Here is a 26,047-nt window from a genome sequence, read left to right as displayed (position 1 = left end):
AACTCATAAAATCATGAAAAAAATATATACACTAAAAATACTAATAATCATAAGTATATTTTGGGCACCTTGGTTGATGCTAGGACAAAATATACAAGGCTTACAATCCTCTATGTTGCCCGAAGGTGCGGAAGTGAAAGGATTGTGCCAAATACAAGGAGATACTGACTCAGGAAAGTACCTTAAAGAGCAAAATGATGTACTAACACTTGCGCCAATGGTAAAAAATGATGAAAGCTTTTACTTTTGGATTGTTGAAAATGTTAAAAACAATACGTTTCAACTATACAGTGCAAAACACAAGGGAAAGTTAGTCGCTATTGATGCCGCTGGAACCGCTAAAATGATTGCTGATCGTACACTTAAAACAACCGAACTTGTATTTAGAATACGGAGCAAAGGTCCTGAGCGTACCAATGCAAATAGCAAAGTGGTAGCCATGGGCTATATCTCAACACTAAAAGTAGCAAAGTATGCACTTTCAGATTGTCAATGCAATAAAATAGTAGAAGGAAATGGTCGTTTTAAAGTGCTCAAAACAGAATTTGACGCAACCGACTATACAACCAATATTTTTCAAGTAGACACTACGTTAGAAGCCGTTACAAATGCTCAAGAAAAACTAGAAAAAGTACCAACAGCTACAGCCTTAGGACTAAGTATTTATCCCAATCCGGTAAGTACTATTGTTAACTTTAGATTTAATACACAAGATAAAGGACAAGCAAATATAGTTTTGCACGATATTACAGGAAAGCAAGTAAGAGCAGTTGCGAAAATGTTGAATGGTAAAGACATGGTGCAAGGTCAGATAAATATAGAGCAACTTCCTGTAGGTATTTATATTTTAAAGCTTCAATTGCCAAATGGAACTTCTTTAAATAAAAAAATAATTAAAAAATAGTGACAATTTCAATACTGCTTTTCATCAAAAGTATTGGTAATTGATAGAGTGAAAAATAGAGACTATCATACAAGTAAGATAGTCTCTATTCTATTTTTCAACAGGAACAAAGTCAATTTAAAAATAATATACATTATAATTTCAGTAATTGCAGTAAAAATAAACTGATACACAAATACTTAAATAACTTGATTCGCTTCTAAAAATAATGTACTTTTGCAAGCCAATTTTTATATCATAATAAAAGAGATGAATATAACAAGAGAAAATATAGATACGCTTAATGCGGTTGTTACTGTTGAGATTGCGAAAGAAGATTACAGCGAAAAAGTAACTAAAATTTTAACGGACTACAGAAAAACAGCAAATATCCCAGGATTTAGAAAAGGTCATGTACCAATGGGATTGGTAAAAAAGCAGTACGGAAAAGCAGTACTTGTTGATGAGGTAAACAAATTGTTACAAGAATCATTAAACAAATATTTAGTAGAAGAAAAACTAGACATTCTTGGAAATCCATTACCAAGAATGCAAGAAGAATTCAACTGGGACGCTGAAAATTTCTCTTTTGAATTTGAATTAGGATTAGCTCCTGAGTTTAAAGTTGACTTAAAAGCAAAACCAATTACACAATATGATATTGTTGCAGATGACAAAATGATCGACGGTCAAGTTGAAAACATCAGAAAACAATACGGAAAACTAATCAGTCAAGATGAAGTTTCTGAAGAATCTGAAGTAACAGGAGTTTTCTCAAATGAAGAAGCAGGAATTGAAAACAATGCAACAGTTGGTTTAGATAAAATCAAAGGAAAAAGAAACCTTAACAAGTTTGTTGGTGCAAAAGTTGGAGATACACTTACATTAAAAACAAAAGGATTATTCAATAATGATCACGATTTAGTGAACTTTCTAAAAGTTGAACACGATGTTGCTTACGATTTAGATATTGAAGTTTCTTTCAAAATTAATGAAATAAATACAAGAGAATTAGCAGAACTTAACCAAGAATTATTCGACAAATTATTTGGTGAAGGAAATGTAAATACATTAGAAGAAGTAAAAGCGAAGATTAAAGAAGATGCTGAAAAGCAATTTGTACAACAATCTGATCAGCGTTTACTAAATGATGTAACGGAAGAACTCATTGAAAACACAAAATTTGATTTACCAGCTGACTTCTTGAAAAAGTGGATTCAATCTGCAGGTGAGCAAGAATTAACTGTTGAACAAGCAGCAGAAGAATACGGAAAATCTGAAAAAGGATTACGTTACCAACTAATTCAAGACAAATTAGTAAAGGAAAACGAAGTTCAAGTTCAGTTTGAAGATTTAAAAGAATTTGCCAAGCAAATGATCAAAGTACAAATGGCGCAATTTGGACAAATGAACCCTAGCGATCAAGAGTTAGAAGACATTGCGGCAAGAATTTTATCGAACCAAGAAGAGGTACGTAGATTAACAGATCAATTGTTAAGTCAAAAACTATTAGAACTTTTCAAAGAAAAAGCAAACCTTAAAAAGAAAGAAGTGACTTACGAAAACTTCGTTAAAGAAGTATACGGAGACAGTCAGTAAGAAATAAAATACTTATATTTAAGGCGTTAAAATCAACATTTTAACGCCTTTTTTAATCAAAAAATAGAAAGACACAAAATGAATTATAAAAAAGAATTTCATAAATATGCGACTAAACATCACGGTATCAGTAACATGTACTATGATAAAATCGTAAGTCGCATGTCACCTTCTGCATTTTCAAACCCAGTAGGAATGACACCTTATATTATTGAAGAACGTCAAATGAATGTTGCTCAAATGGATGTATTCTCACGTTTAATGATGGATAGAATCATTTTCTTAGGAACAGGAATTGACGATCAAATAGCAAATATTGTACAAGCACAACTCTTATTTATGGAAAGTGTAGATTCGTCTAAAGACATTCAAATCTACATCAACTCTCCAGGTGGTGGCGTGTATGCAGGTTTAGGAATCTATGATACCATGCAGTTTATCAAACCAGATGTAGCAACTATCTGTACAGGAATGGCGGCTTCTATGGGAGCAGTATTGCTATGTGCTGGACATCCTGGAAAACGTTCTGGATTAACACATTCAAGAGTTATGATTCACCAACCACTTGGTGGCGCACAAGGACAAGCAAGTGATATTGAAATTACGGCTAGAGAAATAATGACATTGAAAAAAGAATTATACGATATCATTTCAAAGCATTCTGGACAAGAATACGACAAAGTTTACAACGATTCTGATAGAGATTATTGGATGAAAGCTGACAAAGCAAAAGCTTACGGAATGATTGATGAAATACTTGTAAGAGAATAAACTAAAAATCTCTACAAGTAAATAACAACAAATAATGGCGAAAGAAGAATTAGAATGTTCATTCTGTGGTAGAAAAAAACCAGAAACAAATCTGTTAATCGCAGGTTTAGATGCACATATCTGTGACAGATGTATTGAACAAGCGCATGGAATTGTCTTAGAAGAGTCAAAACAAGCTAATACCGATGAATTATCATCAGAATTGGTATTGCGCAAACCAAAACAAATTAAAGAATTCTTAGACGAATTCATTATCGGGCAAGGCGCTACAAAAAAAGTAATGTCAGTTGCCGTATACAATCATTACAAACGATTGTTACAACCACCAACAAATGATAATATTGAAATACAAAAAAGTAATATCATCATGGTGGGTGAAACAGGAACTGGAAAAACATTAATGGCAAAAACAATTGCCAAAATGTTAAACGTTCCGTTGGCAATTGTAGATGCAACTGTATTAACAGAAGCTGGATATGTTGGAGAAGATGTAGAAAGTATCTTAACGCGCTTATTACAAGCGGCTGATTACAACTTGGAAAAAGCAGAACGTGGAATTGTTTTCATTGATGAAATTGATAAAATTGCACGTAAAAGTGACAATCCATCAATTACACGTGATGTATCTGGAGAAGGTGTACAACAAGCATTGTTAAAATTACTAGAAGGAACTGTGGTAAATGTTCCGCCAAAAGGTGGAAGAAAACATCCCGATCAAAAATTCATTGAAGTAAATACAGAAAACATCTTATTCATTGCAGGTGGTGCTTTTGACGGAATCAAAAGAGTTATCACCAAACGTTTAAACATGCAAGCGGTTGGTTACAGTGCTTCCAAAGGAGAGGAAATCATTGACAAAGAAAATATTTTGCAATACATCATTCCAAAAGATTTAAAAGATTTTGGTCTAATTCCTGAAATTATTGGTCGTTTACCTGTACTAACACACATGAATCCGTTAGATGCAAATACATTACGTGCTATCTTAACTGAGCCAAAAAATGCAATCATCAAACAATACAAAAAATTATTCTCAATGGATAATATTGAGTTTGAAATTACAGAAGGTGCGTTAGAATTTATTGTTGAAAAAGCAATTGAATACAAACTTGGAGCTCGTGGATTACGTTCATTATGTGAAACCATCTTAACAGATGCCATGTTCGAATTGCCAGGATCTGACGAAAAAGAATTAAAAATCAGTAAAATATATGCTGAGAAAAAGCTATCAAAAGTAGCCATCAAAAAATTAAAAGCAGTATCCTAAACAATATCTAGTAGATAATGCAAATAAAAAATTTTTACATCCAATCAATAAAGAAACAATTATTGATTGGATTTTTTATTGGGTTTTGGTTATTTCTATTTTTCTTCTATGTAGAACCTTTCGATATGTATCAACTCCCAAAAGAAGAACGAATACTTGCTACATTTGGATATTCAATAGTAGGTATACTAACCTATTTCACCACAATTCCAATACAAAAATTACTCTACAAGTTTTCAGGAAAATGGACCATTCTGCAAGAAGGGTTGTTTATTCTGTCAATGCTTTTAATTTCGGGCGTAATAGGATACATATTCTTCAAATTTATTTTGCTTGAAAATGATCCGTATGCACACGATTTTTGGTTTTTCTTCACACAACGCGTCATACCAACTGTATTTCTCATTCTTCCAGTAATGATATTTTTACGTTGGGTTTTTGGTGATAAAACAATGGTGGAAACAATTTCGGTTGCCCCGAAAGAAAAAACCATTGTCATCAAAGGAGAAAACAAAGCAGAAGTATTACACTTAACAGCGTCCGAATTAGTTTTTATTGAATCGGCAAACAACTACGTAAAAGTTCATTACTTATTACAAGGCGAATTGAAAAATGAACTCTTTCGAAACAAAATATCTGTCTTGCAAGAAGAATTTCCATTCTTACTAAAAACACATCGTTCCTTCTTAATAAATCCAACACACTTTTTAGAATGGAAACGTGAATCTTCTCAAACCATCTTACTGTTAAAACCAAACGTAACAGAAATTCCAGTTTCAAAAACATACAAAAAAGCATTGGTAGAGAAATTCATTAATCCCGCAGAATAAACTGTTCGCCAAAGCGGAAAAATTCTACCACTCAAATCATTCCATTCGCCACAAATAGTTGCAAACACTCGTGTAAAGTCGGAATATTGAACTGTCAAACAATAAAAACAATTCGTTATGAAAAAGTCAATATTCAAAGTATTCGCCCTTACACTCATCGTACTTACCGCAATCTATTGCGAAAGTTGCACAATGGTTTATAGAACTGTTCGTCACGGACAAGCCGATATAACCGACAATGAATGGCAACCAAATGTTACAGTAAAAAAAGGGACAGAAGATTTCATGTTTGCAGCAAAAACTGATGCAGCATTGGCTTCATTTTTAGATGAAACATTACAAGGTACAAACACAAACGCCTTTATGGTAATCAAAAACGATACAATTATCTATGAAAAATATTTCAATGAATACAATGAAAACTCATTACTAACTTCGTTCTCGGTAGCAAAATCATTTGTATCTGCTTTAATCGGAATTGCACAAGGCGAAGGTTTATTAGACGAAAACGCACCAATTACAACGTACTTACCAGAATTATTACGCCAAGATAAAGATTTTGAGAAAATTACAGTAAAGCACTTGCTAAACATGCAAAGCGGAATCAAATTTGACGAATATCCAAGATTAAATCCATTTACAGGAATGGCACGTTTATATTATGGAACCAACATTCGCGGAAAAATTACCAACGGAATGTCAATTGCAGAAGCGCCAGGTCGTTTCAACTACAGAAGTATTGATACGCAAGTATTAGGTGTCATTTTAGAGCGTGTAACGAAAATGCCTTTAGAAGAATACCTGTCACAAAAAATATGGAAACCATTAGGAATGAAATCTGATGCTACTTGGACGGTTGATAGCGAACGTAACAAAATGGTAAAAGCATTCTGTTGTCTAAACGCAACTGCGGAAGACTTTGCGAAATTTGGACGTTTATACTTAAACAACGGAAAATATAATGGAGTTCAGATTGTGCCAGAAGCTTGGGTTGCTAAAACAAACAGTGGTAAAAAAATAAATGCGCACTCTGGATACAAAAACAAATGGTGGACAAGTTCACATTACGACGTATTTGATACGGAAGCAGAAGGTGAAGCCTATGCTAAAGCGAATAATAAGCAGTTTTTAAAGACGAAAAAGCTAAAAAGCGGTAGATATGTTTCTTACTTCCAAGGAGACGATTACAACGCGTTAGGAATCCTTGGGCAACATGTTTATGTAAATCCGACAGAAAACCTTGTTATCGTTCGTTTGGGCGATTCATGGAGACATAACAAGTTCTACTTGTCTGAATTGATTTATACATATGTTGGAAATGGACGTTATAAAAAGATGTTGAAGAAGGAAACGAATAGCAAATAATAGAAAAATAATCATCATATATAACAGTCAAAAGTAGTTAGTTCGCTAGTTATTTTTGGCTGTTTGTTTTTGATGGTATTCTAAAATACTACGGTATCGAAAATAGATTCTATTATGTCACATCGAGCACAGTTGAGGTGCTTTCTCAGATAAATCATTAATAAACACATAATAGTTTTCCGGTTTTCCGTAATAATTATAGTATACGGTATGATACTTTAGTGAAGTAATTTAAAATATAATAGATGAATAAATTAGTGATAGGTGTTTTAGGGCATAGAAATTCAGGAAAATCAAAAACTTGGTATTCTCTTTTTGGTAATGATAAGATTAAAACAGGAAAAAAAATGAGAAAACTGTATTTGAATCAATCTGAGTACGTAAATGTTTTTTTAGTTAGCGGAAGTCCTGAAGAACGGAATAAATACGTAGGTGAAATTATAACCGTACATGAACCATCAATTGTATTATGCGCTATGCAATATCGAAAAGATGTAACTCAAACAATTGATTATTTTAGTGATAGAGATTATCAGATATATTGTCATTGGTTAAATCCGGGTTATAAAGATGATAATCAGCATTTTGCTCCTGATATACTAGGAATTTTTAAATATTTAATTGATCTAAACGCTTCTGTTGCAATTAGAAATGGAAAAATTGATGTTAACCCTAGAGTTCAAGAATTACGAGAATATCTATATGGTTGGGCAAAATATAGAAACTTAATAATAGTAGATTAGTTGTTACAAATTAAGAAATAAAAAAAGCGCTCATTTTCATAAGCGCTTTTGGCAATATATCAGTTTATTACTAAGTACTACTCAACAATAACAAACTCGATTCTGCGGTTTGTTTCATGCTGGGTTTCTGAACAGTTAGCACCACACTTTTCAATTGGTTGTGTTTCACCGTATCCTTTTGAAACTAAACGACTCGCGTTAATTCCATTTTCGATTAAATATTTCATAGCAGAAGCGGCTCTTTTATCTGATAACTTGTAGTTATAGCCAGCTTTACCTCTTGTATCTGTATGTGCATTGATTTCAATAACCATGTTTGGATTATCGTTTAATACATCAATTACCTTGTTTAAAGCTAATGTAGACTCATCTTTCAGTGTCCATTTTCCATAATCGAAATAAATATTTTCTATTTTGATCATTAATTTTTCTTCAACTTCTACGATTTCAGCTTTCGTTTGTGGTAACTTAATAGTTAACTCATGCGTGAAATCATCACCTCTAAACGATTCGAAATCTTCGTCAGTTTCAATGAAACCATCTTTAGAAGCGTGTAATGTATATGAGTTGTAAGGAATCACGTTTGTTGTGAAAGCTCCTTTATCATCTGTTTTGATTTTATCAACAATACGACCATATGCATCAATTACAGTTACAGTAGCATTTGGCAATACCATGTTTGTTTTGTAATCTACAATTGTTCCTTGTAATAATTGTAATGTCTTTTCTCTCTTGAAATAATAAATATCATTTCCACCTTTTCCACCAGCTCTGTTTGATGTAAAGAATCCAGAGTTTGACTGATCCATTAAAAATCCAAAATCATCTTCAGGACTATTTAAAGAACTTCCCATGTTTACAGGGAAATTGAATTTTCCGTTAATTACTTTACTTTCAAAGATGTCTAAACCTCCTAAGTTGTAATGTCCGTTAGATGAAAAGTATAAAGCACTATTGTCTCCCATGATGTACGGGAATCTTTCGTCTTTGTGTGTATTAATTTCACTACCTAAGTTTTTAGGAGCGTCATATGTTCCGTCTTCGTTAATAGTTACGGAAAATAAATCGTATCCACCTTTTGAACCTGGAATGTTTGCAGAAAAATAAATTGTTTTATCATCTGGAGATAACACAGGGTTTTCAATTGAATATCCTTCTACATTAAATGGCAACATTTCAAAATTTGTCCATTCGTAATTAAGCATTTCTGCTCTGAATATTTTTAAATTGTGTTCTCCATTCTCCTCAACACTTCTTGTAAAGAAAACAACATCTTGTGCATTAGATAATGCTACAGAACCTTCATGGTGTTCTCTGGTATTGATTGCTCTTGAAAAATTTACTAAGTTTTTAATATCTCCTTTTTGATTCAAATCTCCACAATATAAATTGTAAAAACCATCTTTCTTACTTGTCAAAGCTCCAATTCGCTTTGCAGAAGATACAATTACTTTATCTCTGAAAAATGCAGTTGCATGTTCTGAATAAGGTGTATTAATGTTTAGATTTTCGAATTCATACATAAATCCGTTTGGATCTAACGCTTTGATAGCTTTGTTCTCGAATTCTTCCGTGTTGTTCGTTTCTGTGTAGAAATTACTGTTCTCAATCGCTTCTGCCGTTGGCCCTTGTGCAGTTGCGAAAGTTACAGTAAATGTCGCCGCAAATAGCAACATCGTAGGTGTAAACTTTCTCATTTTAAAATTTGGTATTGTACTTTGTTAATAATCTGATAACGTAAAGATAAAACTGCGCCCGAGATCCTTACAGTTTTTTAGACTAATTACCTGAAAAACCGATAAGGTGTATGAAATGTTAAAAAAGTAATATGAAAACCAAGTAGTTATACCTATAAAAAACCTAATTTATTGAAAAACAAGGTATTATTGTAAAGAGTTCATCCGAAGTAATTCGTCTAAATATGTACGTTGATTAGACAATCTTGGTATTTTATGCTGTCCGCCAAGCTTGTCATTTTTCTTTAACCAATCGTAAAATAATTGTGGGCGCGCCACATGAAGTTTCAAGCTATTTAATGTTAAATTATTAAACCGTTTTGCTTCATAATCCGAATTGATATTTTGCAAAGCTTCATCCAATAAAAAAGCAAATTCGCTCATGTTTTTTGGCATTTTTTTGAATTCAACAATCCATTCGTGTGCGCCTTTCTCTTTATGCTCCATAAAAATTGGGCCAGCAGTGTACTCTACAATCTCAGAATTTGTAGTAACACACACACGTTTTAATGCAGCTTCAGCATTTTCAATAATCAACTCTTCACCAAATACATTGATGTGATGTTTGGTTCGTCCGGTAACTTTAATTCGATGTGGATTTGTAGAGGTAAACCGAACTGTATCACCAATCATATAACGCCATAAACCTGCATTTGTAGTAATAACAATTGCATAATTTTTACCAATTTCAACATCTGATAATGGAATTGTTTCTGGGTTTACTGTATGAAATGTTTCCATTGGAATAAACTCGTAAAAAATACCGTAATCAAGCATTAATAAGAGTTCGTCAGAGTTATTTCGATCTTGAATTGCAAAGAAACCTTCAGAAGCATTGTAAATTTCATAATATTTAAATTCCGACTTTGGCAATAAGTTGCGATATTGTTCTTCGTACGGAACAAAACTTACGCCACCATGAAAATAAACTTCTAAGTTTTCCCAAACTTCAAATAAATGTTCTTTTTTCGTTTGCACAATAACTTCATTCAGCAACACCAACATCCATGAAGGAACGCCTGCCAAACTTGTTACATTTTCCTTTAATGTTTCAGCAATAATGGCGTCAATTTTCACTTCCCAATCGCCCATTAGGGAAACTTTATTGCTTGGCGTGCTACTAAATTCTGCCCAAAGCGGTAAATTATCAATCAAAATAGCAGATAAATCACCGAAAAATGTTCCGTTTTGCTCGTACAATTCTTTACTTCCGCCCAAGCGTAAACTTTTTCCATTAAACAATTGTGAACCTTCATTATTGTTCAAATACATACACAACAAATCTTTGCTGGCGGCATAATGACACAATTCTAACGAATCATCACTTACGGGAATAAATTTACTTTTAGCATCTGTAGTCCCGCTCGATTTTGCAAACCAACGAATCGGTTTTGGCCAAAAAATATTGTTTTCACCTCTACGTGAACGTTCAATCATTGGCTGCATTTCCTCATAGGAAGTTACAGGGATTCGTTCGGTAAAGGTTTTATAATTGGTAATCGTAGGAAAATCATATTGCTTGCCGATTTCTGTTTTCTTCGCAGTTGTAATTAACGACATTAGTAATTCTAATTGTACTTCATGCGGGTTTTTCAAAAAAAGCTCTATTTGATAGATGCGTTTTTTCAAAAACCAAGAAGCGATAGAATTTACTAATGGTATCGGCATTATGTATACGTTATTCGGTTGTTTTTTAGTTGATAAAATATGGTTGCTAGTGAAAAGTTTTTTACTTTCGTCAACGATCTGCTTTTACAGCAATCACACTTTAAGTGAATAAAAATAGCAAAAAACTTTAATGATGTATCAAGGTGTTTTAACAAAAATGCAAACTGAGTTCGGAAAACCTATTCAATATTACCTAAATTTTGAAGATGATTTCTTGAATATGAACCAATTACTTACTAAAACACTCACATTAAATTTTGAGAAATTTGAATGTTTAAATTGTCATTTAAATAAACAAATTTACCGTCAAGGATTCTGTAAAAGCTGTTTTTTTGAAATTCCAACGGCTGGCGATTGGATTATGCGACCAGAATTGAGCACAGCACATTTGGATGTAGAAGATCGTGATTTGGTCTACGAGAAAAAAGTACAATTGCAACCACATATTGTCTATTTAGCTTTGTCAAGTGAAATAAAAGTTGGAGTTACACGTAAAGGACAAGTACCAACACGTTGGATAGACCAAGGAGCTGTAAAAGCGGTAGAAATTGTAGAAGTTCCAAACAGATATTTAGCAGGAATTACGGAAGTTGCACTTAAATCATTTGTATCCGATAAAACAAATTGGCGAAAAATGCTTCAAAACTTAAATGAAGATGCCGATTTGCTAGCTAAAAAAGAAGAGTTACAACAATTTATTCCAGAAGAAGCAAAACCGTATTATTTGCCAAATAGGGAAGTGGTAGAGTTAGATTTTCCTGTACTTTCATATCCTGAAAAAGTAAAAAGTTTGAACCTTTCCAAAACGCCAAATTATACAGGAGTTTTAAAAGGAATTAAAGGGCAATACTTAATTTTTGAAGACAATACTGTTTTCAACGTTCGCGGAAATGAAGGTTTGGTGGTGAATCTTGCAATTCATTAAAAATTTAATAATTAAAGAATTATGCATACGTGTTAGTTTTAAAATATATTTTAATCCGTTGTGCATTTTACGATTGAAAATGAGTAAAATTTGTATCGAGAATAGAATTTTTATCCTAAGTAAGTTCTCGATACAATTTTTCGTACTTCAAAACCATTCAAACTGACGCTTGTTTATACTTTTGAACTCAAAATGCACAACGAGTATCTTATAATAATCTCAAACCTCAATACTAAAGTCTCAATATTAACTTATTACTACTCAAATCTGTGTTTACCCCAATATATATTTCAACACCTGAACACAACCAATTACAAGCAACAATACGCCAATTACTCTATTGATTATTGCGGCAATATTTTGTACTCTGTTCTTAATCAAAATACTGAACCTACTGTAGCCGTAAAGTGTTAGTAATTTCCCTAAATATACACCTGAGAAAAATACAAACAGAATTGTTAATGACGTATTCATATTTAGTTGGAAAGCGTTTTTATTTAAATATGTAATTATAAAAATCCAATAAACTAATACGGGCGGATTTAGCAATCCTAAAAACAAACCTGTTATATAGTTGGATGTTTTACGTTTTTTCTCGACAGTTTCTTCTTTCTTTTTCTTAAAAAATAAAATTCCACCGAGTAAGAATAATATAAAAGCAATAGCAATTTGAATCCATTGATGCATATCAATAAAATCGGCAACAACCATGCTACAGTGTAAAGCGTAAAACGAAATGATAATTTCAGCAATACCGGCAGTTAGCGCAATTTTCATTGCATTTCGTGCGTCAACACGCAACGTTGTATTGATCACCGAAATATTAACCGTTCCTAGAGGAATTGCGCCTAAAAACGTAACAAAAACACCAACGATAAAGTATAAAAGAAATTCCATGAGGTATTGGTAGTAAACTTTTTTAAATCATTACAAAACATTGAAAATGAATTTAAAATCGGAAGAAGAAACTACACATACACAAATCAACGAATAGTAATAGTTTACAAAGCAATTCTCGATACAGTTTTCTGTTTGTTTCGCATTTGCTCATCAAACAAAAAACCACTTCAATAGACGTTTTAGAAGTTGAAATTGAAAGAATAGATTGAAAATCAACGAACTAAAAACTCAAAAAATTTTCACATTAATTAACCGAATCTTTCTTTTTTTCTTCGGCTTCTTTCTTCTTTTTACGGTTTCCAAATAAACTTCCAAGCACACTTTTCACCTTATCTCCTGTAGAATTTGGAGTGGTAACGGTAGTATCTTTTTCAGTTTTATTTCCTTTAATCAAACCTCCTAAAATACCATCAACTGTTTCATTTCCTGTGTTGATATTTCCAAGTGCTTCTTGTGCTTTTACTTTGACTAATTTCGTAACCAAATCTTTCGTGGCACTTGCAATATTTGTTGAGAAATTTGGACTTGTAAAGTTTCCAGTAATTTTTGTAGAAACAGGAACAGTAATCTTTTTTGCTTCATCAGATTTAATTTCAGATAATAGTTTTGTCACTTCCGAACCTAAGTACGAAGCAGGAATTTCAAATGTAGCATTGTAATTTAACGATTGATCAAATCCGTGACTTCCATCAACGGTAATGTTAATATCTTTGTAGTTGAATGAAAACGGTTTTACACCTACTTTTCCATCTTCAAAAGATAATTTTGTTTTGATGTCTTCAATATTAATTTTATTGAGATCGATAAAAGAAAGTTTGTCATTAATAGTATTGAAAAAATCAATGTTTTGAGATTTCAATGTAGTCGTTAACAATTCCGCGAAAGCGTTTCCAGAAATCGTGGTTAAATTTGGTGTGTAACTTTCCGTTAAATCACCTTTTAGAGAAATTGTAGTATTCAGTTTTCCGTTTAATGCTTTGGCAATCGGCGCAATAGTTTGCAGCAACTCTAAACCATTAAATGATTTGGAAATATCAAACTCGTCCATGTTTAAATCCATTGCAAACGTTGGCGTGTCTGTTTTGGTAGAAATTAATCCAGACATTTTAATTTTTCCGTCAAATACTTCTGAACTTAAATCATTTAAAATAGCGTCTCCATCTTCTAATGATAAGTTTCCTTTTACATTATTTAACGTAATATTATCGTAATATACCTTGTTTGAATTTACATAAATATTACAGTCTAAAAATGCAGGAATTTTTAACGCTTCACCTTTAACAACTTCTGTGTTTTCGTTTTCGCTTCCTTCGGTACTTGCAACCATAAAATCACTAACATAAAAGTTATCTGAGTTTACATTGAAGTTACCTTTTAGTTTCCCTTCATTAAACAGAAAACCCAATAAATTTTCAATTGTTCCAGTTGCCTTAAAATCACTTTTTCCGCTTTTTGCATCAAACTTATTTAAGGAAATTTTTCCAGGCACAAAATCAATTTTTGCTTCCGAAATCGCCAAAGGATTTACCACATCTTTCGAAGAGAATAAAAAATCTGAAATTTGTAAGTTTCCATTGTTTTTAATACGTCCATATTGTTCGTTTTCAATGGCGTTCATGTCAAAATTTGTTGTCAAATTTGCATCTAAAATTCCGCTCAGTTCTTTGTTCAGTTCAATTGGATATGCTTTCGAAATATTTTCTAAATTCAGTTTCCCAACAATGGTTGCATTCACTTTCGGATTTGTGGTTAATTGTGAAATTGTTCCGTTTCCACGAAATGAATCTTCGTCAATTTTAAACGCTAAGTTGCCAATTTTGAAATAGGTATCTTCCGTTTTTCCAGTCGTATTTTTTAATTGAGCGTCAATGTTGATATTCTGAACACTTTTTGGTAAATCTGGATATTTAAAAGAAGCGTTTGTTGACACTACTTTGATGTCTATGTTAGGAATGGTAGTTTCGGTTACAATTCCTTTGATTTCTCCTGAAACTTCAAAATTTCCAGATGTTTGTACAGTTTCAATATTCTTCGCATATGCTTTCGGAATGACGCCTAAAAAGTTTTTAAAGTCCGAAGAAGGTGTTTGTAATGTAAGATTAACTTCTTGTGAGTCTGGATTTACTTTTATAAAACCATCAAATTTTAATGGTAACTGATTTATCAATGCTTCATTTTCCAGAAATGTATATGTTGCATTTGCCAAATCCATTTCAATCAATGCTTCTAGTGCAATTTGTTGTTGTTCAATATAATTCATGCCATCAATTCCAAAAGAAACTTGTGCATCTGTTGTTGTATTGAGTTCAGATTTTTCCAATGAAAAGTCGCCAAAACCTTCATGTTGTAAGTTGTTAACAAGTAGCTTTGTTTTGCTTTTTGCATCGTAATAATTAATATCAGTATTTAAAATATGATAATTGTCTATTTTGAATTTGAAATCGGATGTTTGCGTAACATTTTCAGGCGTTTGTGTTGTTTCAGTTGGTTTTGCAATGTCGTAGTTTGCATTTCCGTCTTCATTGACAAGAATGTTCAATTTTGCATTGTCTACTGTAAAACTATAAATTTGAATAGCTTCGTTTGAACCTTTAAAAAGTTCACTAATTGCTGTTGTAACGGAAACTTCTTTTCCATAAAAAAGCGTATCGTTATCAAAAGGTGCATTATTAATTACTGAAATATCTTCTAAGACAATAGACGCTTTTGGAAAGTTTCGAAAAAAACTAACATCTGCATCAGCAAAATCAACTTTTGCATTTACATTTTCATTGATGCTTTCTTTTACCATTGCAATAATTTTTCCTTTAAATAGAAAAGGAGCAGCGGCTAATGCAATGATGCAAACTAGTAAGGTTATTCCGGTTATTTTTAAAACTTTTTTCACTTTCATACATTCAATTTTTTTCTGATACTAATAAAGTGAAATTTTAAAAAACCTTTGTTAACAAGATGATAAATTTTTGAAATAGAATCATATGAGTTAATGTGCCAATTGAATGAGTTAACTTAGAGCCTTTGTTGAATCAAAACGTTCCTAAATTTTACTACAAAGCGAATTAATGATAATTGCAACACACGAATAAAATGCACTTATTGTTCGGTGTACGAATCCAAGTCGATTTCCTCACCAATTTCTAAATTAAACCGTTTTCTAAACGCATATACTATTAAATATAAAAATGGCGTATCTATAAAAGCGACTAAAACTTTAAAGATAAATCCGCTAACAAGTAATCCTAAATACAAGCTCCAAGGTAATATTTTGAACAAGCACAAGAGTGTTATTACAGAAAAAGTGTCTACAAATTGTGATGTGAAGGTGGAAAAGTTATTTCGCAACCATAAGTGTTTTCCTTTGGTCAAATTTTTCCAAAAATGATACAATTGAATGTCTATAAATTGTGCAAATAAATAGGAAAGCATTGACGCAAAAACCGCTAAAGGTGCGTTTCCGAATACTTGTGTAAACATTTTATCACTCACAGGCGAACTTGGTAATGCGGGAACACTTTTCGAGATATAAATTATTCCTAATGAGAAAAACGATGCAAAAATTCCAGCGATTACAATCTGATTAGCTTTCTTTTTTCCATAAACCTCAGAAATGGCATCTGTAATTAAAAATGTAATTGGATACGGCAATAATCCTACTGAAATTTTAAACAAACTTTCTCCAAATATTTCAATGTCAAATGGATACCAATAAAAGAATTTCTGAAAAATTAGATTCGAAACAACTAAGGAAGTAATGAAGAGTGCCGCTAAATATAAATATATTTTAGAAGCTAATTTTTTGTCTGCTGCGGTCATATTTGTAAAGATACTAAACTTTCTTTTTGTAGAATTTGTCTTCCCACAAAATACCAACTACGAATTCATAAATACGGAGTTGAAATTTATAAATACCAAGAGTGTTCTCTTTTTTAGGTAATTGATGATGAGTAGTTTAGCATCATCAAAACAAACCATTTAACAACAAACTTAAAATATTACATTATGAGAAAACAAAAATTATCAGGACTGAATTTAAACAAAAAATCAATTTCTAACTTAAATAGTGAAGCAATCAACGGCGGCGGATTTTCCGACGGATGTACAGATGGATGTACGCCAGCACAAACTTGGTTAAATTGTACACGCGCCAATTGTACAGATGATTGTCACGGTGGCGTATCTAGAATTTGTTACACATTGGAAGCACCAGATGACGCACTTTAAAAATCAACTCTTTTTATAAAATTATACAAACCAATTAAAACTTATTACCATGAAGAAAAAAGCAATAAAAGGACTGAATTTAAACAAAAACTCAATTTCTAATTTAAATAGTGACGCTATTAACGGAGGAAGAGGATTTACAGCAGGTTGTTCTGATGGATGCTCACCTTTCCAAACAGCTTTAAATTGTACACGTGCAAATTGTACAGATGATTGCGCAGGAGGAATTTCAATACTTTGTCCTATGGGGCAAGATGATGGAATATAATTTAAAAAATTACCACACTAAATCTATTTATTCTAAAAAGCGTATGAGGCTAGTTTTCATGCGCTTTTTGGAATTAAAATATTGGCTCGGGATTCATAAATATCGAGAAGGAAAACTTTTTCTACGGTTTTCAGTTGTTTAGATTTGAGCATCATTATTAACAAACTTATAACTCAAAATCATGAAGAAAAAAGAATTAAAAGGACTCGCATTAAACAAGAAATCAGTTTCAAATTTGAATCCAGATGCAATTTATGGTGGAGGATTCACTAATGGATGTACTGATGGATGTACGCCTTTACAAACAGCTTGGAATTGTTCAAGAGGAAATTGTACAAACGATTGTGGTGGTGGAGCATCTTATATTTGCACAACCGCACCAAAAGATGATCTTCAAGCTCCAGATTAATTGCTTAAAGTTGTTATAAGCGTAAATTATAGTGTTTAACATTCAATTTACGTTGTAATAAAATATCAAAATAGAAGCCTTTTCAAGAAATTGAAAGGGCTTTTTTTGTAAAATATACGTTAATTGTCGTTATATATAAATGACGACTCGTTATTTATAAATAGTAGATTGTAAGTGTTTTGAAGCTGCTTTTCTGAGTTGTAAGTTTGTTTCAATATTAATCACAAAAATTTTATTATTATGAAAAAACGAACATTAAAATCATTAGTATTAAACAAAAGGAAAGTGTCTAGTTTAGTTGATAAACAATTAGTAGGTGGTACGTCACTTCCAATTACATTTCTTTGTACGTATGTAAGTGTAACCTGTACAGCAGACACTCAACCAAAACCTACAGATGATGCATGTAATAAAAAGTAAGTTTTTACCAAGGTAATACATTATTGCATAGTAGAGGTTGTCTATATTTTTAGGCAACCTCTTTTTAATTTGGTAAAGCGTCTGCAAAGCGGATTTAAACTGGCAATTTTTTTGTCTTAAACCTTCCTTTCTTTCAATAAATTCATCAGTTTATCATGAAGGAAGTTCATGTGAACGTATCGTGTTTTGTGCAGAAAGACTTTTTATAATATACATTGTCGCCATATATAAATCACGAGTCGTTATTTATAAATAGCTGATTGTAAGTGTTTTGATTTGGTTATTTCTGAGTGTAGATTTGCTTCAATATTAATCACAAAAATAGAATATTATGAAAAAAAGAGGAATGAAAAATTTATCGTTAAACAAGAAATCTGTGTCTAATTTAAACTCAGAATCTGTAACAGGTGGTAGATTTGTATCAATGGCGTGTTCGGCAGGAGAAACATGTACAGGACAACAAACTTGTGGAAATTGTACAGTTGGAACTAGTGGAACTTTAGCAGAATGCGAGCTACCTAGTATGTGGGGAATGCATTGTTCAAATGAATTATAGTATTTGAGCGTTTTTAGTTAATCTAAAATACTTGAAAAGGTAAAGCATTTTTAATTTGAAAATTTACGATCATGAAAAAAAAGGAAATCAAAGGTTTATCATTAAACAAGAAATCAATCTCTAATTTTAATAAAGAATTAATTTCTGGAGGAACAGGTCAGTCTGTAAATGCAACCTGTACAGGATGGGAATCATGTGCTAATTGTACTGCCGCAGATTGTCAAACTGGTCCATGGGAAAGTATTCAGTTTTGTTGGGATACTAGAGGTATTAGTTGTGAAAACCAAAAATAGAAGTTGTTACATGTAAAGATATTTCTTTTGAGATAGCAATAGATTATACTAAAAACAAAAGCCTTTCCAGTAAAATGGAAAGGCTTTTTTAGTGATTAATAACTAACAAAATTATTTAATCTCTATTTCGTATGGTAATAATAATTGTGGACCTTCTAGTTGTGTCATTTTCTTCATTTTTTGCAATAGCATGTAATTTTCATCACCTAATTCTTCTCTTAGAATTGCTTCTTTAGATTGAATAAATCCACCAGTGTATTGATCTAAAATACTTTGAAAATCTTTTTTATAAACAGGCAATTCTTTAATGCGATAGTCTTCTATGTCAGCCGCATTTGCCGCCGCTTGTATTGCCATATCCAAACCGCCAATTTCGTCTACCAGTCCAATTTTTATGGCGTCACTTCCTGTCCAAACACGTCCTTGTGCAATAGCATCTACTGCAACTTGCGTCATGCTTCGTCCGTCAGCAACACGTTGTGTAAATAAATCATAGATATCTTCAATTCCTTCTTTTATCAACGCGCGTTGTTCGTCTGTCATTGGTTCAAAAACGCTATAATCAATGGCATTTTTGTTCGTGCCAACTTGTTCTGCATTAATTCCTAAGTCTTCTGCCAATTTGTGCATGTTTGGAACTGTACCATAAACTCCAATACTTCCTGTAATTGTGTTTGGTTCAGCAAAAATTTTATCAGCGTTGCAAGCAATATAATATCCGCCAGAAGCGGCTAAATCTCCCATAGAAACAATTACAGGTTTTACTTTTTTCGTGATTTCAATTTCTCTCCAAATCAATTCACTTGCCAAAGCACTTCCACCAGGAGAGTTGACACGCAATACAATTGCTTTTACATTTTCATCTTCTCGTGCCTTAATTAACGCGTCGTTAATAACACCTTGTCCGATAATAGTTTCATCTCCTTGTCCATACATAATTTCTCCTTGTGCATAAATAACCGCAATACGATTTTTACTAGTTGAAGATTTCGGTTTTTTACCTGCATATTCAGCATAATCGTAAATTTCAATTCTGTTTACATCACTATTTTGTCCCATAGCTTTTTGAATTCCTGCTTCATACTCATCTTCATACCCAACTTTATCTATCAATTTTGAAGCCAACGCAAGTTTTGGGTTTCTTCCAGCTAATTCATCGGCTAACGTATTTAATTCGTCAGAAGATATATTTCTACTTTCCCCAATTTCTTTTCTCATTTCATCCCAAATAGATTGCAAAAACACAGAGATTTGTTCTCTGTTAGCTTCACTCATTTCTTGGTTTAAATAACCTTCAACAGCACTTTTGTATTTTCCGTGACGGATTACCTCCATTTTTACACCATATTTCTCTTGAAAATCTTTATAATACATACGTTCCATTGCCAAACCTTTAAAGTCTAAAGCACCAACAGGATTTACATAAATAGTATCTGCAACAGAATTTAAGTAATAATCTTTTTGCGAAATATAATCTCCGTACGCAACAATGAATTTCCCAGATTCTTTAAAATCAACCAATGCATCACGGATGGCTTTTGTTTGTGTCATTCCTGCACGAATGCTATTGTTTTTGATAGAAATACCTTTGATTTTAGCATCGTTTTTAGCATACTGAATCGCATCAATAATATTGAATAATCCATCATAACTTGGTTCATTTGGAAAAAATGTTAATTCTCCATAATCAAACGTTCCTGCATAATCATTTATAGGGCGATCTAAATTTAATTCTAAGACTGTATTGCTTTTAACAACAACCATATCCGAATCAGATCCTCCTGACAAGGAAATTAAAAGTATGAGCATAAAGAAGCAAATAACAAAGAAAATTCCAATTCCAACGATTGTTGAAAGTACACGCTTTATAAAATTCATAGTGTTTGTATTTTGTATATTTTCGACAAAAATATTGATTAATCGAATACTTATGAAGTAAGTATGTACTTATAACAAATTGTTACACTTTTTGTGAAATTAATCTTGATTAAATTTTCGAACAAAAAAAGAAGCTGATTTTAATCTTTTCTACAACAATGAAAAAGATGTGTAATCGTAGGTTTTTCATAATTCGATCCATATATTTTAATTATATTTGGCGGATCAATTTTGAGCGCATAACATCTTTAATAATTTCATCTACATTTGTTACACACTACATATATATCTATTGGAAGTAATGTTGGCGATAGACGCGCACATTTGCAAAATGCTGTACAAAAACTTGCTGCGGAAATTGGTCGTGTTTTAAAAGTTTCGGCTATTTACGAAACACCTTCTTGGGGTTTTGAAGGTGGCGATTTTTACAATGCGTGCTTGTGTTTAAGTACCAACTTGTCTCCCGTAGCAGTGATGACAAAAATTTTGGAAGTAGAAGTGTCGCTCGGACGTGTTAGAAGTGACAAAAAAGGCTATCAAGATCGAATTATTGATATAGATATTATTTTTTATGAAAATATAATTATTGAGTCAGATTTGGTCAAATTGCCGCATCCGCTAGCACACGAACGAAAATTTGTCATGCAACCTTTGTGTGATATTGCACCGAGTAAAATTCATCCAACGTATAAAAAAACGGTTTTACAACTCAATGAAGCACTAGTTTTAGACGGAATTGAAAAAAGTGACGAAACTTTGCAAAATCCTGATGAGAAGAAAGATTTTTCTCGATTTAATTATGTTGCCATAGAAGGAAATATTGGTGCCGGAAAAACGTCGTTGGCAACAAAAATTGCAGAAGATTTTAATGGAAAATTGATTTTAGAACGTTTTGCAGACAATCCGTTTTTACCAAAATTTTATGAAGATAATGGTCGCTATGCGTTTCCGTTAGAAATGTCGTTTTTGGCAGACAGATATCAGCAAATTTCGGACGATTTATCACAGTTAGATTTGTTTAAAGATTTTATAGTATCTGATTACGACATCTTTAAATCGTTGATTTTCGCAAAAGTAACTTTGCAACAAGACGAATTTAAATTGTATAGAAAGTTGTTTGATATCATGTATAAGGAAATTCCAAAACCAGATTTGTATGTGTATCTCTATCAAAATACAGAACGTTTGTTGCGAAACATTAAAAAACGTGGACGCGATTACGAACAAAAAATTCCTTCTGAATATTTAGATAAAATCAACAATGGCTATTTAGAATTTATCCGAACGCACAAAGACTTAAACGTAAAAATTATTGACGTTTCCGATTTAGATTTCGTAGCAAATGCAAATGATTATCAGAAGATTATTTCGGAGATTCATAAAGCGTAATTTGGGTATCTTCGCTTCGACTCCGCTCAGTCTGCTTTTGGCTCGTTTTCACTTCAGCAAGCTTAGTGCAAGCGCTTTGAGTTGGTTCTAAATATCTTGTCATTCCTGCGTAGGCAGGAATCTACAGTTACTTATGAGTGGATTCCGCATCAGGTGCGGAATGACAAATTCTTGTATTGAGAAATACTTTGAAACAAGCAAATCTAACGGTCTAAAAATCTAACAATCCAAGAGCAAAACAGATCTAAGTAAGTCCAATAAATCTAAGTAGTCTAAAGATCCAATTTAGAAAACACATCCCAAATGACAACACCTACACTTACCGAAATATTTAACGAATGTTTGGTGCCAAACTGTGGAATTTCTAGCACATAATCGCTTGCAGAAACGACTTCTTGTTGCACGCCTTTTACTTCGTTTCCGAATATGAGTGCATATGTATTTGATTTCTCAGGATGAAATTTGTTTAGCAAAATAGCTTCATCGGCTTGTTCAACAGAAGCTACTTTTACGCCGTTTTCTTGGAGTTCTTTTACCAACTCTAAAGTATCTTCACGATATTCCCAAGCAACGGAATCTGTAGCGCCTAAAGCTGTTCGGTGAATATCTTTATGTGGTGGTTTTGCCGTAATTCCGCATAAATATACTTTCTCAATCAAAAAAGCATCACTTGTTCTAAACACCGAGCCAATATTGTTTAAACTTCGAATATTATCCAAAATAACAATAATAGGAGTTTTGTCTGATGATTTAAATTCATCAACACTCAATCGGTTTAGTTCACTATTTTTAAGTTTTCTCATAGGTAATTCGTGAGATTTCCTTGAATTTATTTAAATTCGCAATTCAACAATTGCTGCAAAAATAACACTAAAAAAACCAAACATTGGCAAAAAGCACCGCGAAAAAAGTAACTCCTTTAATGAAGCAGTACAACGGCATCAAAACAAAATATCCTGATGCGTTGTTATTATTTAGAGTGGGCGATTTTTATGAAACTTTTGGACAAGATGCTGTAAAGACAGCCAATATCTTAGGAATTGTACTCACACATCGAAATAATGGAGGTGAAAATATTGAGCTTGCAGGATTTCCACATCATTCGTTAAATACATATCTGCCAAAGCTTGTAAAAGCAGGTGAACGTGTTGCCATTTGCGATCAGTTAGAAGATCCAAAACAAACTAAAAAGATTGTAAAACGAGGTGTTACCGAATTGGTTACGCCTGGAGTTGCCTTTAATGATGAGGTTTTACAAGCAAAAACGAACAACTTTTTGTGTGCCATTCATTATGGAAAAAAAAGCTTGGGAATTTCTTTTTTAGATGTTTCTACTGGAGAATTTATGACTACGCAAGGTTCGGAAGAATACATTGATAAGTTGTTGCAAAACTTCAAACCGAGCGAAATTTTAATTCCAAAACAGAAAAAATTAGCGTTTGCGGATACATTTGGCACCAATCATCATGTATTTTATTTAGAAGATTGGGTTTTTAAAGATGATTTTGCACACGAAAAACTCATCACACATTTTGAGGTAAGTTCATTAAAAGGTTTTGGAATTGAAGATTTAAATCAAGGAATTATAGCTTCTGGAGCTGTTTTGTATTATCTATCAGAAACACGTCATAACAAACTCCAACATATCACATCTATTGCACGAATTGCGGAAGATGAATATGTATGGATGGATCGTTTTACGGTTAGAAACTTAGAATTATACGCTTCTACTTCTTTCAATGCAATTACCCTAATTAACGTGATTGATAAAACCATTTCGCCAATGGGTGGACGTTTATTGAAACGTTGGTTGGCATTGCCGTTGAAGAACAGTCAAAAAATAAAGCAACGTCATGAAGTCGTGAATCATTTGTTGCATCAAGATGAAGAATTGGAAAAAATTCAGCATCATATTCGCAGGATTAGCGATATTGAACGTTTAATTTCTAAAGTTGCCACGAGTAAAGTTTCTCCAAGAGAAGTCATTCAACTTAAAAACTCGTTGGAAGCCATTGTTCCCATCAAACAAATTACAAGTAAAAGTACCAATGAAGCAATAAAAGTAATTGGAGATACCATTCATGAATGTGAATTATTACGATCTAAAATAAAGGAAACTTTAAACGAAGACGCGCCTGTAAATATCTTAAAAGGAAATACCATTGCAAGCGGCTATTCTGATAAGTTAGATGAATTAAGAGGAATTGCCTTTTCAGGAAAAGATTACTTGGATAAAATGCTACAGCGCGAATGTGAAGCAACGGGTATTCCATCGTTAAAAATAGCTTCAAACAATGTATTCGGATATTATATAGAAGTCCGAAATACGCACAAAGCAAAAGTGCCAGAAGCCTGGACGCGAAAACAAACGTTGGTAAATGCAGAGCGTTACATCACGGAAGAACTTAAAGAATATGAAACCAAGATTTTAGGCGCGGAAGAAAAAATAATGCAAATAGAGCAGGAGTTATTTGCAGCTTTAGTCGTTTGGATCAATCAATACATAAAAGCAGTTCAGCAGAATGCAAACATTATTGCCAAGCTTGATTGCTTGTGCGGATTTGCAACGTTGGCGAAAGCAAACACGTACATTTATCCTGAAATTGACGATTCTTTTGACTTGGATATTAAAAACGGTCGTCATCCAGTCATTGAACAACAATTGCCAATTGGCGAAAGTTATATTGCCAATGATGTGTATTTGGATAGAGATGGACAACAAATTATCATGATTACAGGGCCAAATATGAGTGGTAAGTCTGCTATATTACGTCAAACCGCGTTGATTGTACTCTTGGCTCAAATGGGAAGTTTTGTGCCCGCAGAAGCCGCTAGAATCGGTTTGGTAGATAAAATATTTACACGTGTTGGTGCAAGTGATAATATTTCGATGGGCGAATCGACGTTTATGGTTGAAATGAACGAAACGGCTTCTATTTTGAATAATATTTCCGAGCGTAGTTTGGTATTGTTGGATGAAATTGGTCGTGGAACAAGTACGTACGATGGAATTTCGATTGCGTGGGCGATTTCAGAATATTTACACGAACATCCATCGCGCGCAAAGACGTTATTTGCCACACATTATCATGAATTGAATGAAATGACCGAAATTTTTGATCGTATCAAGAATTACAATGTTTCCGTGAAAGAATTGAAAGATAATGTTTTATTTTTACGTAAATTAGTCAAAGGTGGAAGCGAACATAGTTTTGGAATTCATGTGGCAAAAATGGCTGGAATGCCGCAACAAGTCATTCACAAAGCTAATAAAATTTTAAAACGTTTAGAAAAATCGCATTCAAGTGAAGAATTGGCAGCCGATTTAAAAAGTGTAGAAAACGATATGCAATTGAGTTTTTTCAATATGGACGACCCATTATTGGAAGAAATAAAGCAAGAAATTCTCATGACTGACATTGATACGTTAACGCCAGTAGAAGCATTAATGAAGCTCAACGAGATAAAACGCATGTTGCAGCGTACAAAAAAGTAGTTGATTACGAGTGGATTAAAAAATAATTTATTCTTTTTCATCAAATCGTTTTGGTATTTAAAGAAATGTTTTAAATTTGCATCCGCAATACAGTAGTAGTATTGCTACGATCTTTAACACAATGCGAAAATAGCTCAGCTGGTAGAGCGTAACCTTGCCAAGGTTGAGGTCGCGGGTTCGAGCCCCGTTTTTCGCTCAATATAAAATCCACGCTCGAGTGGTGGAATTGGTAGACACGTTGGACTTAAAATCCAATGGCCTTTGGGCCGTGCGGGTTCAAGTCCCGCCTCGAGTACGAAAGCCCTTCTTAATCTTTTTGATTTTGAAGGGTTTTTTTATGGGTTTATTTTTTTGTTGGGTAAAACATAGGTAAAACAAATCACGTATAAAACTGTTTCAATTTTCTAAAACAGCTTCTAAAAAAGTCATT

At 32.9% G+C, this 26,047-nt stretch carries 23 protein-coding genes and 2 tRNA genes; 18 read left to right on the top strand and 7 right to left on the bottom strand.

Annotated elements, in window-relative coordinates; all coding sequences use genetic code 11:
- The first annotated feature begins 13 nt into the window (after nucleotides 1–13).
- From ACQ654_RS10520 to ACQ654_RS10490, 7 genes are all read left to right on the top strand, one after another.
- Complete coding sequence (locus tag ACQ654_RS10520) at nucleotides 14–904, top strand: T9SS type A sorting domain-containing protein (RefSeq protein WP_430410288.1); 891 nt, start codon at nucleotides 14–16, stop codon at nucleotides 902–904.
- 249 nt (nucleotides 905–1,153) lie between these two features.
- Complete coding sequence (tig, locus tag ACQ654_RS10515) at nucleotides 1,154–2,482, top strand: trigger factor (protein ID WP_430410287.1); 1,329 nt, start codon at nucleotides 1,154–1,156, stop codon at nucleotides 2,480–2,482.
- Between the two features lie 78 nt (nucleotides 2,483–2,560).
- Nucleotides 2,561–3,253, top strand: coding sequence for an ATP-dependent Clp endopeptidase proteolytic subunit ClpP (gene clpP / locus ACQ654_RS10510; protein WP_430410286.1), 693 nt, complete (start codon nucleotides 2,561–2,563; stop codon nucleotides 3,251–3,253).
- A gap of 34 nt (nucleotides 3,254–3,287) precedes the next feature.
- Complete coding sequence (gene clpX, locus ACQ654_RS10505) at nucleotides 3,288–4,520, top strand: ATP-dependent Clp protease ATP-binding subunit ClpX (RefSeq protein WP_430410285.1); 1,233 nt, start codon at nucleotides 3,288–3,290, stop codon at nucleotides 4,518–4,520.
- Nucleotides 4,521–4,582: 62 nt separating this feature from the next.
- Complete coding sequence (locus tag ACQ654_RS10500) at nucleotides 4,583–5,350, top strand: LytTR family DNA-binding domain-containing protein (RefSeq protein WP_430410284.1); 768 nt, start codon at nucleotides 4,583–4,585, stop codon at nucleotides 5,348–5,350.
- Between the two features lie 117 nt (nucleotides 5,351–5,467).
- Complete coding sequence (locus ACQ654_RS10495) at nucleotides 5,468–6,715, top strand: serine hydrolase domain-containing protein (RefSeq protein WP_430410283.1); 1,248 nt, start codon at nucleotides 5,468–5,470, stop codon at nucleotides 6,713–6,715.
- Between the two features lie 245 nt (nucleotides 6,716–6,960).
- On the top strand, nucleotides 6,961–7,458 hold the full coding sequence (locus tag ACQ654_RS10490) for a hypothetical protein (protein ID WP_430410282.1): 498 nt from the start codon (nucleotides 6,961–6,963) through the stop codon (nucleotides 7,456–7,458).
- A gap of 77 nt (nucleotides 7,459–7,535) precedes the next feature.
- Here ACQ654_RS10490 and ACQ654_RS10485 read toward each other — a convergent pair whose 3' ends face one another.
- Together ACQ654_RS10485 and ACQ654_RS10480 are read right to left on the bottom strand one after the other, a co-directional pair.
- The gene (locus ACQ654_RS10485; protein WP_430410281.1) at nucleotides 7,536–9,155 is read right to left on the bottom strand and encodes an OmpA family protein; all 1,620 of its coding nucleotides are present in this window, start codon (nucleotides 9,153–9,155) and stop codon (nucleotides 7,536–7,538) included.
- A gap of 186 nt (nucleotides 9,156–9,341) precedes the next feature.
- Nucleotides 9,342–10,862: a GH3 auxin-responsive promoter family protein gene (locus tag ACQ654_RS10480; RefSeq protein WP_430410280.1), complete on the bottom strand. Its 1,521-nt coding sequence runs from the start codon at nucleotides 10,860–10,862 to the stop codon at nucleotides 9,342–9,344.
- Between the two features lie 130 nt (nucleotides 10,863–10,992).
- Here ACQ654_RS10480 and ACQ654_RS10475 point away from each other — a divergent pair, with 130 nt between their 5' ends.
- Nucleotides 10,993–11,787, top strand: a complete 795-nt coding sequence (locus ACQ654_RS10475; RefSeq protein ID WP_430410279.1) for a DUF2797 domain-containing protein — start codon at nucleotides 10,993–10,995, stop codon at nucleotides 11,785–11,787.
- A gap of 273 nt (nucleotides 11,788–12,060) precedes the next feature.
- Here ACQ654_RS10475 and ACQ654_RS10470 read toward each other — a convergent pair whose 3' ends face one another.
- From ACQ654_RS10470 to ACQ654_RS10460, 3 genes are all read right to left on the bottom strand, one after another.
- Nucleotides 12,061–12,684: a LysE family transporter gene (locus tag ACQ654_RS10470; protein WP_430410278.1), complete on the bottom strand. Its 624-nt coding sequence runs from the start codon at nucleotides 12,682–12,684 to the stop codon at nucleotides 12,061–12,063.
- Between the two features lie 247 nt (nucleotides 12,685–12,931).
- On the bottom strand, nucleotides 12,932–15,580 hold the full coding sequence (locus ACQ654_RS10465; protein WP_430410277.1) for an AsmA-like C-terminal region-containing protein: 2,649 nt from the start codon (nucleotides 15,578–15,580) through the stop codon (nucleotides 12,932–12,934).
- 200 nt (nucleotides 15,581–15,780) lie between these two features.
- A complete protein-coding gene (locus tag ACQ654_RS10460; protein WP_430410276.1) occupies nucleotides 15,781–16,500 on the bottom strand; it encodes a queuosine precursor transporter in 720 nt (239 codons plus the stop codon).
- A 186-nt stretch (nucleotides 16,501–16,686) separates the two neighbouring features.
- On the opposite strand from ACQ654_RS10460, the gene ACQ654_RS10455 reads away from it, so the two are divergent.
- From ACQ654_RS10455 to ACQ654_RS10430, 6 genes are all read left to right on the top strand, one after another.
- Entirely contained in the window at nucleotides 16,687–16,908 is a 222-nt protein-coding gene (locus tag ACQ654_RS10455) for a class I lanthipeptide (protein ID WP_430410275.1), read from the top strand.
- Nucleotides 16,909–16,957: 49 nt separating this feature from the next.
- The gene (locus ACQ654_RS10450) at nucleotides 16,958–17,176 is read left to right on the top strand and encodes a class I lanthipeptide (RefSeq protein ID WP_430410274.1); all 219 of its coding nucleotides are present in this window, start codon (nucleotides 16,958–16,960) and stop codon (nucleotides 17,174–17,176) included.
- Nucleotides 17,177–17,357: 181 nt separating this feature from the next.
- Nucleotides 17,358–17,585: a class I lanthipeptide gene (locus ACQ654_RS10445; protein ID WP_430410273.1), complete on the top strand. Its 228-nt coding sequence runs from the start codon at nucleotides 17,358–17,360 to the stop codon at nucleotides 17,583–17,585.
- Between the two features lie 240 nt (nucleotides 17,586–17,825).
- Entirely contained in the window at nucleotides 17,826–18,005 is a 180-nt protein-coding gene (locus ACQ654_RS10440) for a hypothetical protein (RefSeq protein WP_430410272.1), read from the top strand.
- A 331-nt stretch (nucleotides 18,006–18,336) separates the two neighbouring features.
- Nucleotides 18,337–18,561 (top strand): hypothetical protein, encoded by a 225-nt coding sequence (locus ACQ654_RS10435; protein ID WP_430410271.1) that lies wholly within the window; start codon nucleotides 18,337–18,339, stop codon nucleotides 18,559–18,561.
- 71 nt (nucleotides 18,562–18,632) lie between these two features.
- On the top strand, nucleotides 18,633–18,854 hold the full coding sequence (locus ACQ654_RS10430) for a hypothetical protein (protein WP_430410270.1): 222 nt from the start codon (nucleotides 18,633–18,635) through the stop codon (nucleotides 18,852–18,854).
- A gap of 111 nt (nucleotides 18,855–18,965) precedes the next feature.
- Here ACQ654_RS10430 and sppA read toward each other — a convergent pair whose 3' ends face one another.
- Nucleotides 18,966–20,732 carry a signal peptide peptidase SppA gene (gene sppA / locus ACQ654_RS10425; RefSeq protein ID WP_430410269.1) on the bottom strand — a complete coding sequence of 589 codons (1,767 nt, stop codon included), beginning with the start codon at nucleotides 20,730–20,732 and terminating at the stop codon, nucleotides 18,966–18,968.
- Between the two features lie 267 nt (nucleotides 20,733–20,999).
- On the opposite strand from sppA, the gene folK reads away from it, so the two are divergent.
- Complete coding sequence (folK, locus tag ACQ654_RS10420) at nucleotides 21,000–22,121, top strand: 2-amino-4-hydroxy-6-hydroxymethyldihydropteridine diphosphokinase (RefSeq protein ID WP_430410268.1); 1,122 nt, start codon at nucleotides 21,000–21,002, stop codon at nucleotides 22,119–22,121.
- Nucleotides 22,122–22,393: 272 nt separating this feature from the next.
- Here folK and ACQ654_RS10415 read toward each other — a convergent pair whose 3' ends face one another.
- The gene (locus tag ACQ654_RS10415; RefSeq protein WP_430410267.1) at nucleotides 22,394–22,924 is read right to left on the bottom strand and encodes an RNA methyltransferase; all 531 of its coding nucleotides are present in this window, start codon (nucleotides 22,922–22,924) and stop codon (nucleotides 22,394–22,396) included.
- Between the two features lie 83 nt (nucleotides 22,925–23,007).
- Between ACQ654_RS10415 and mutS the strand changes: the two genes are divergently transcribed.
- The 3 genes from mutS (at nucleotide 23,008) to ACQ654_RS10400 (ending at nucleotide 25,912) form a co-directional block, all read left to right on the top strand.
- Nucleotides 23,008–25,617 (top strand): DNA mismatch repair protein MutS, encoded by a 2,610-nt coding sequence (gene mutS / locus ACQ654_RS10410; RefSeq protein WP_430410266.1) that lies wholly within the window; start codon nucleotides 23,008–23,010, stop codon nucleotides 25,615–25,617.
- Nucleotides 25,618–25,740: 123 nt separating this feature from the next.
- Nucleotides 25,741–25,813: transfer RNA gene (locus ACQ654_RS10405), tRNA-Gly, on the top strand.
- Nucleotides 25,814–25,828: 15 nt separating this feature from the next.
- Nucleotides 25,829–25,912, top strand: a tRNA-Leu gene (locus ACQ654_RS10400).
- Nucleotides 25,913–26,047: the final 135 nt, after the last annotated feature.

It is taken from the genome of Kordia sp. (genome assembly GCF_965283645.1).
Classification (GTDB): Bacteria; Bacteroidota; Bacteroidia; order Flavobacteriales; family Flavobacteriaceae; genus Kordia.
Note: the sequence above shows the minus strand (reverse complement) of the source record. Positions and strands in the feature narration are given on the sequence as shown.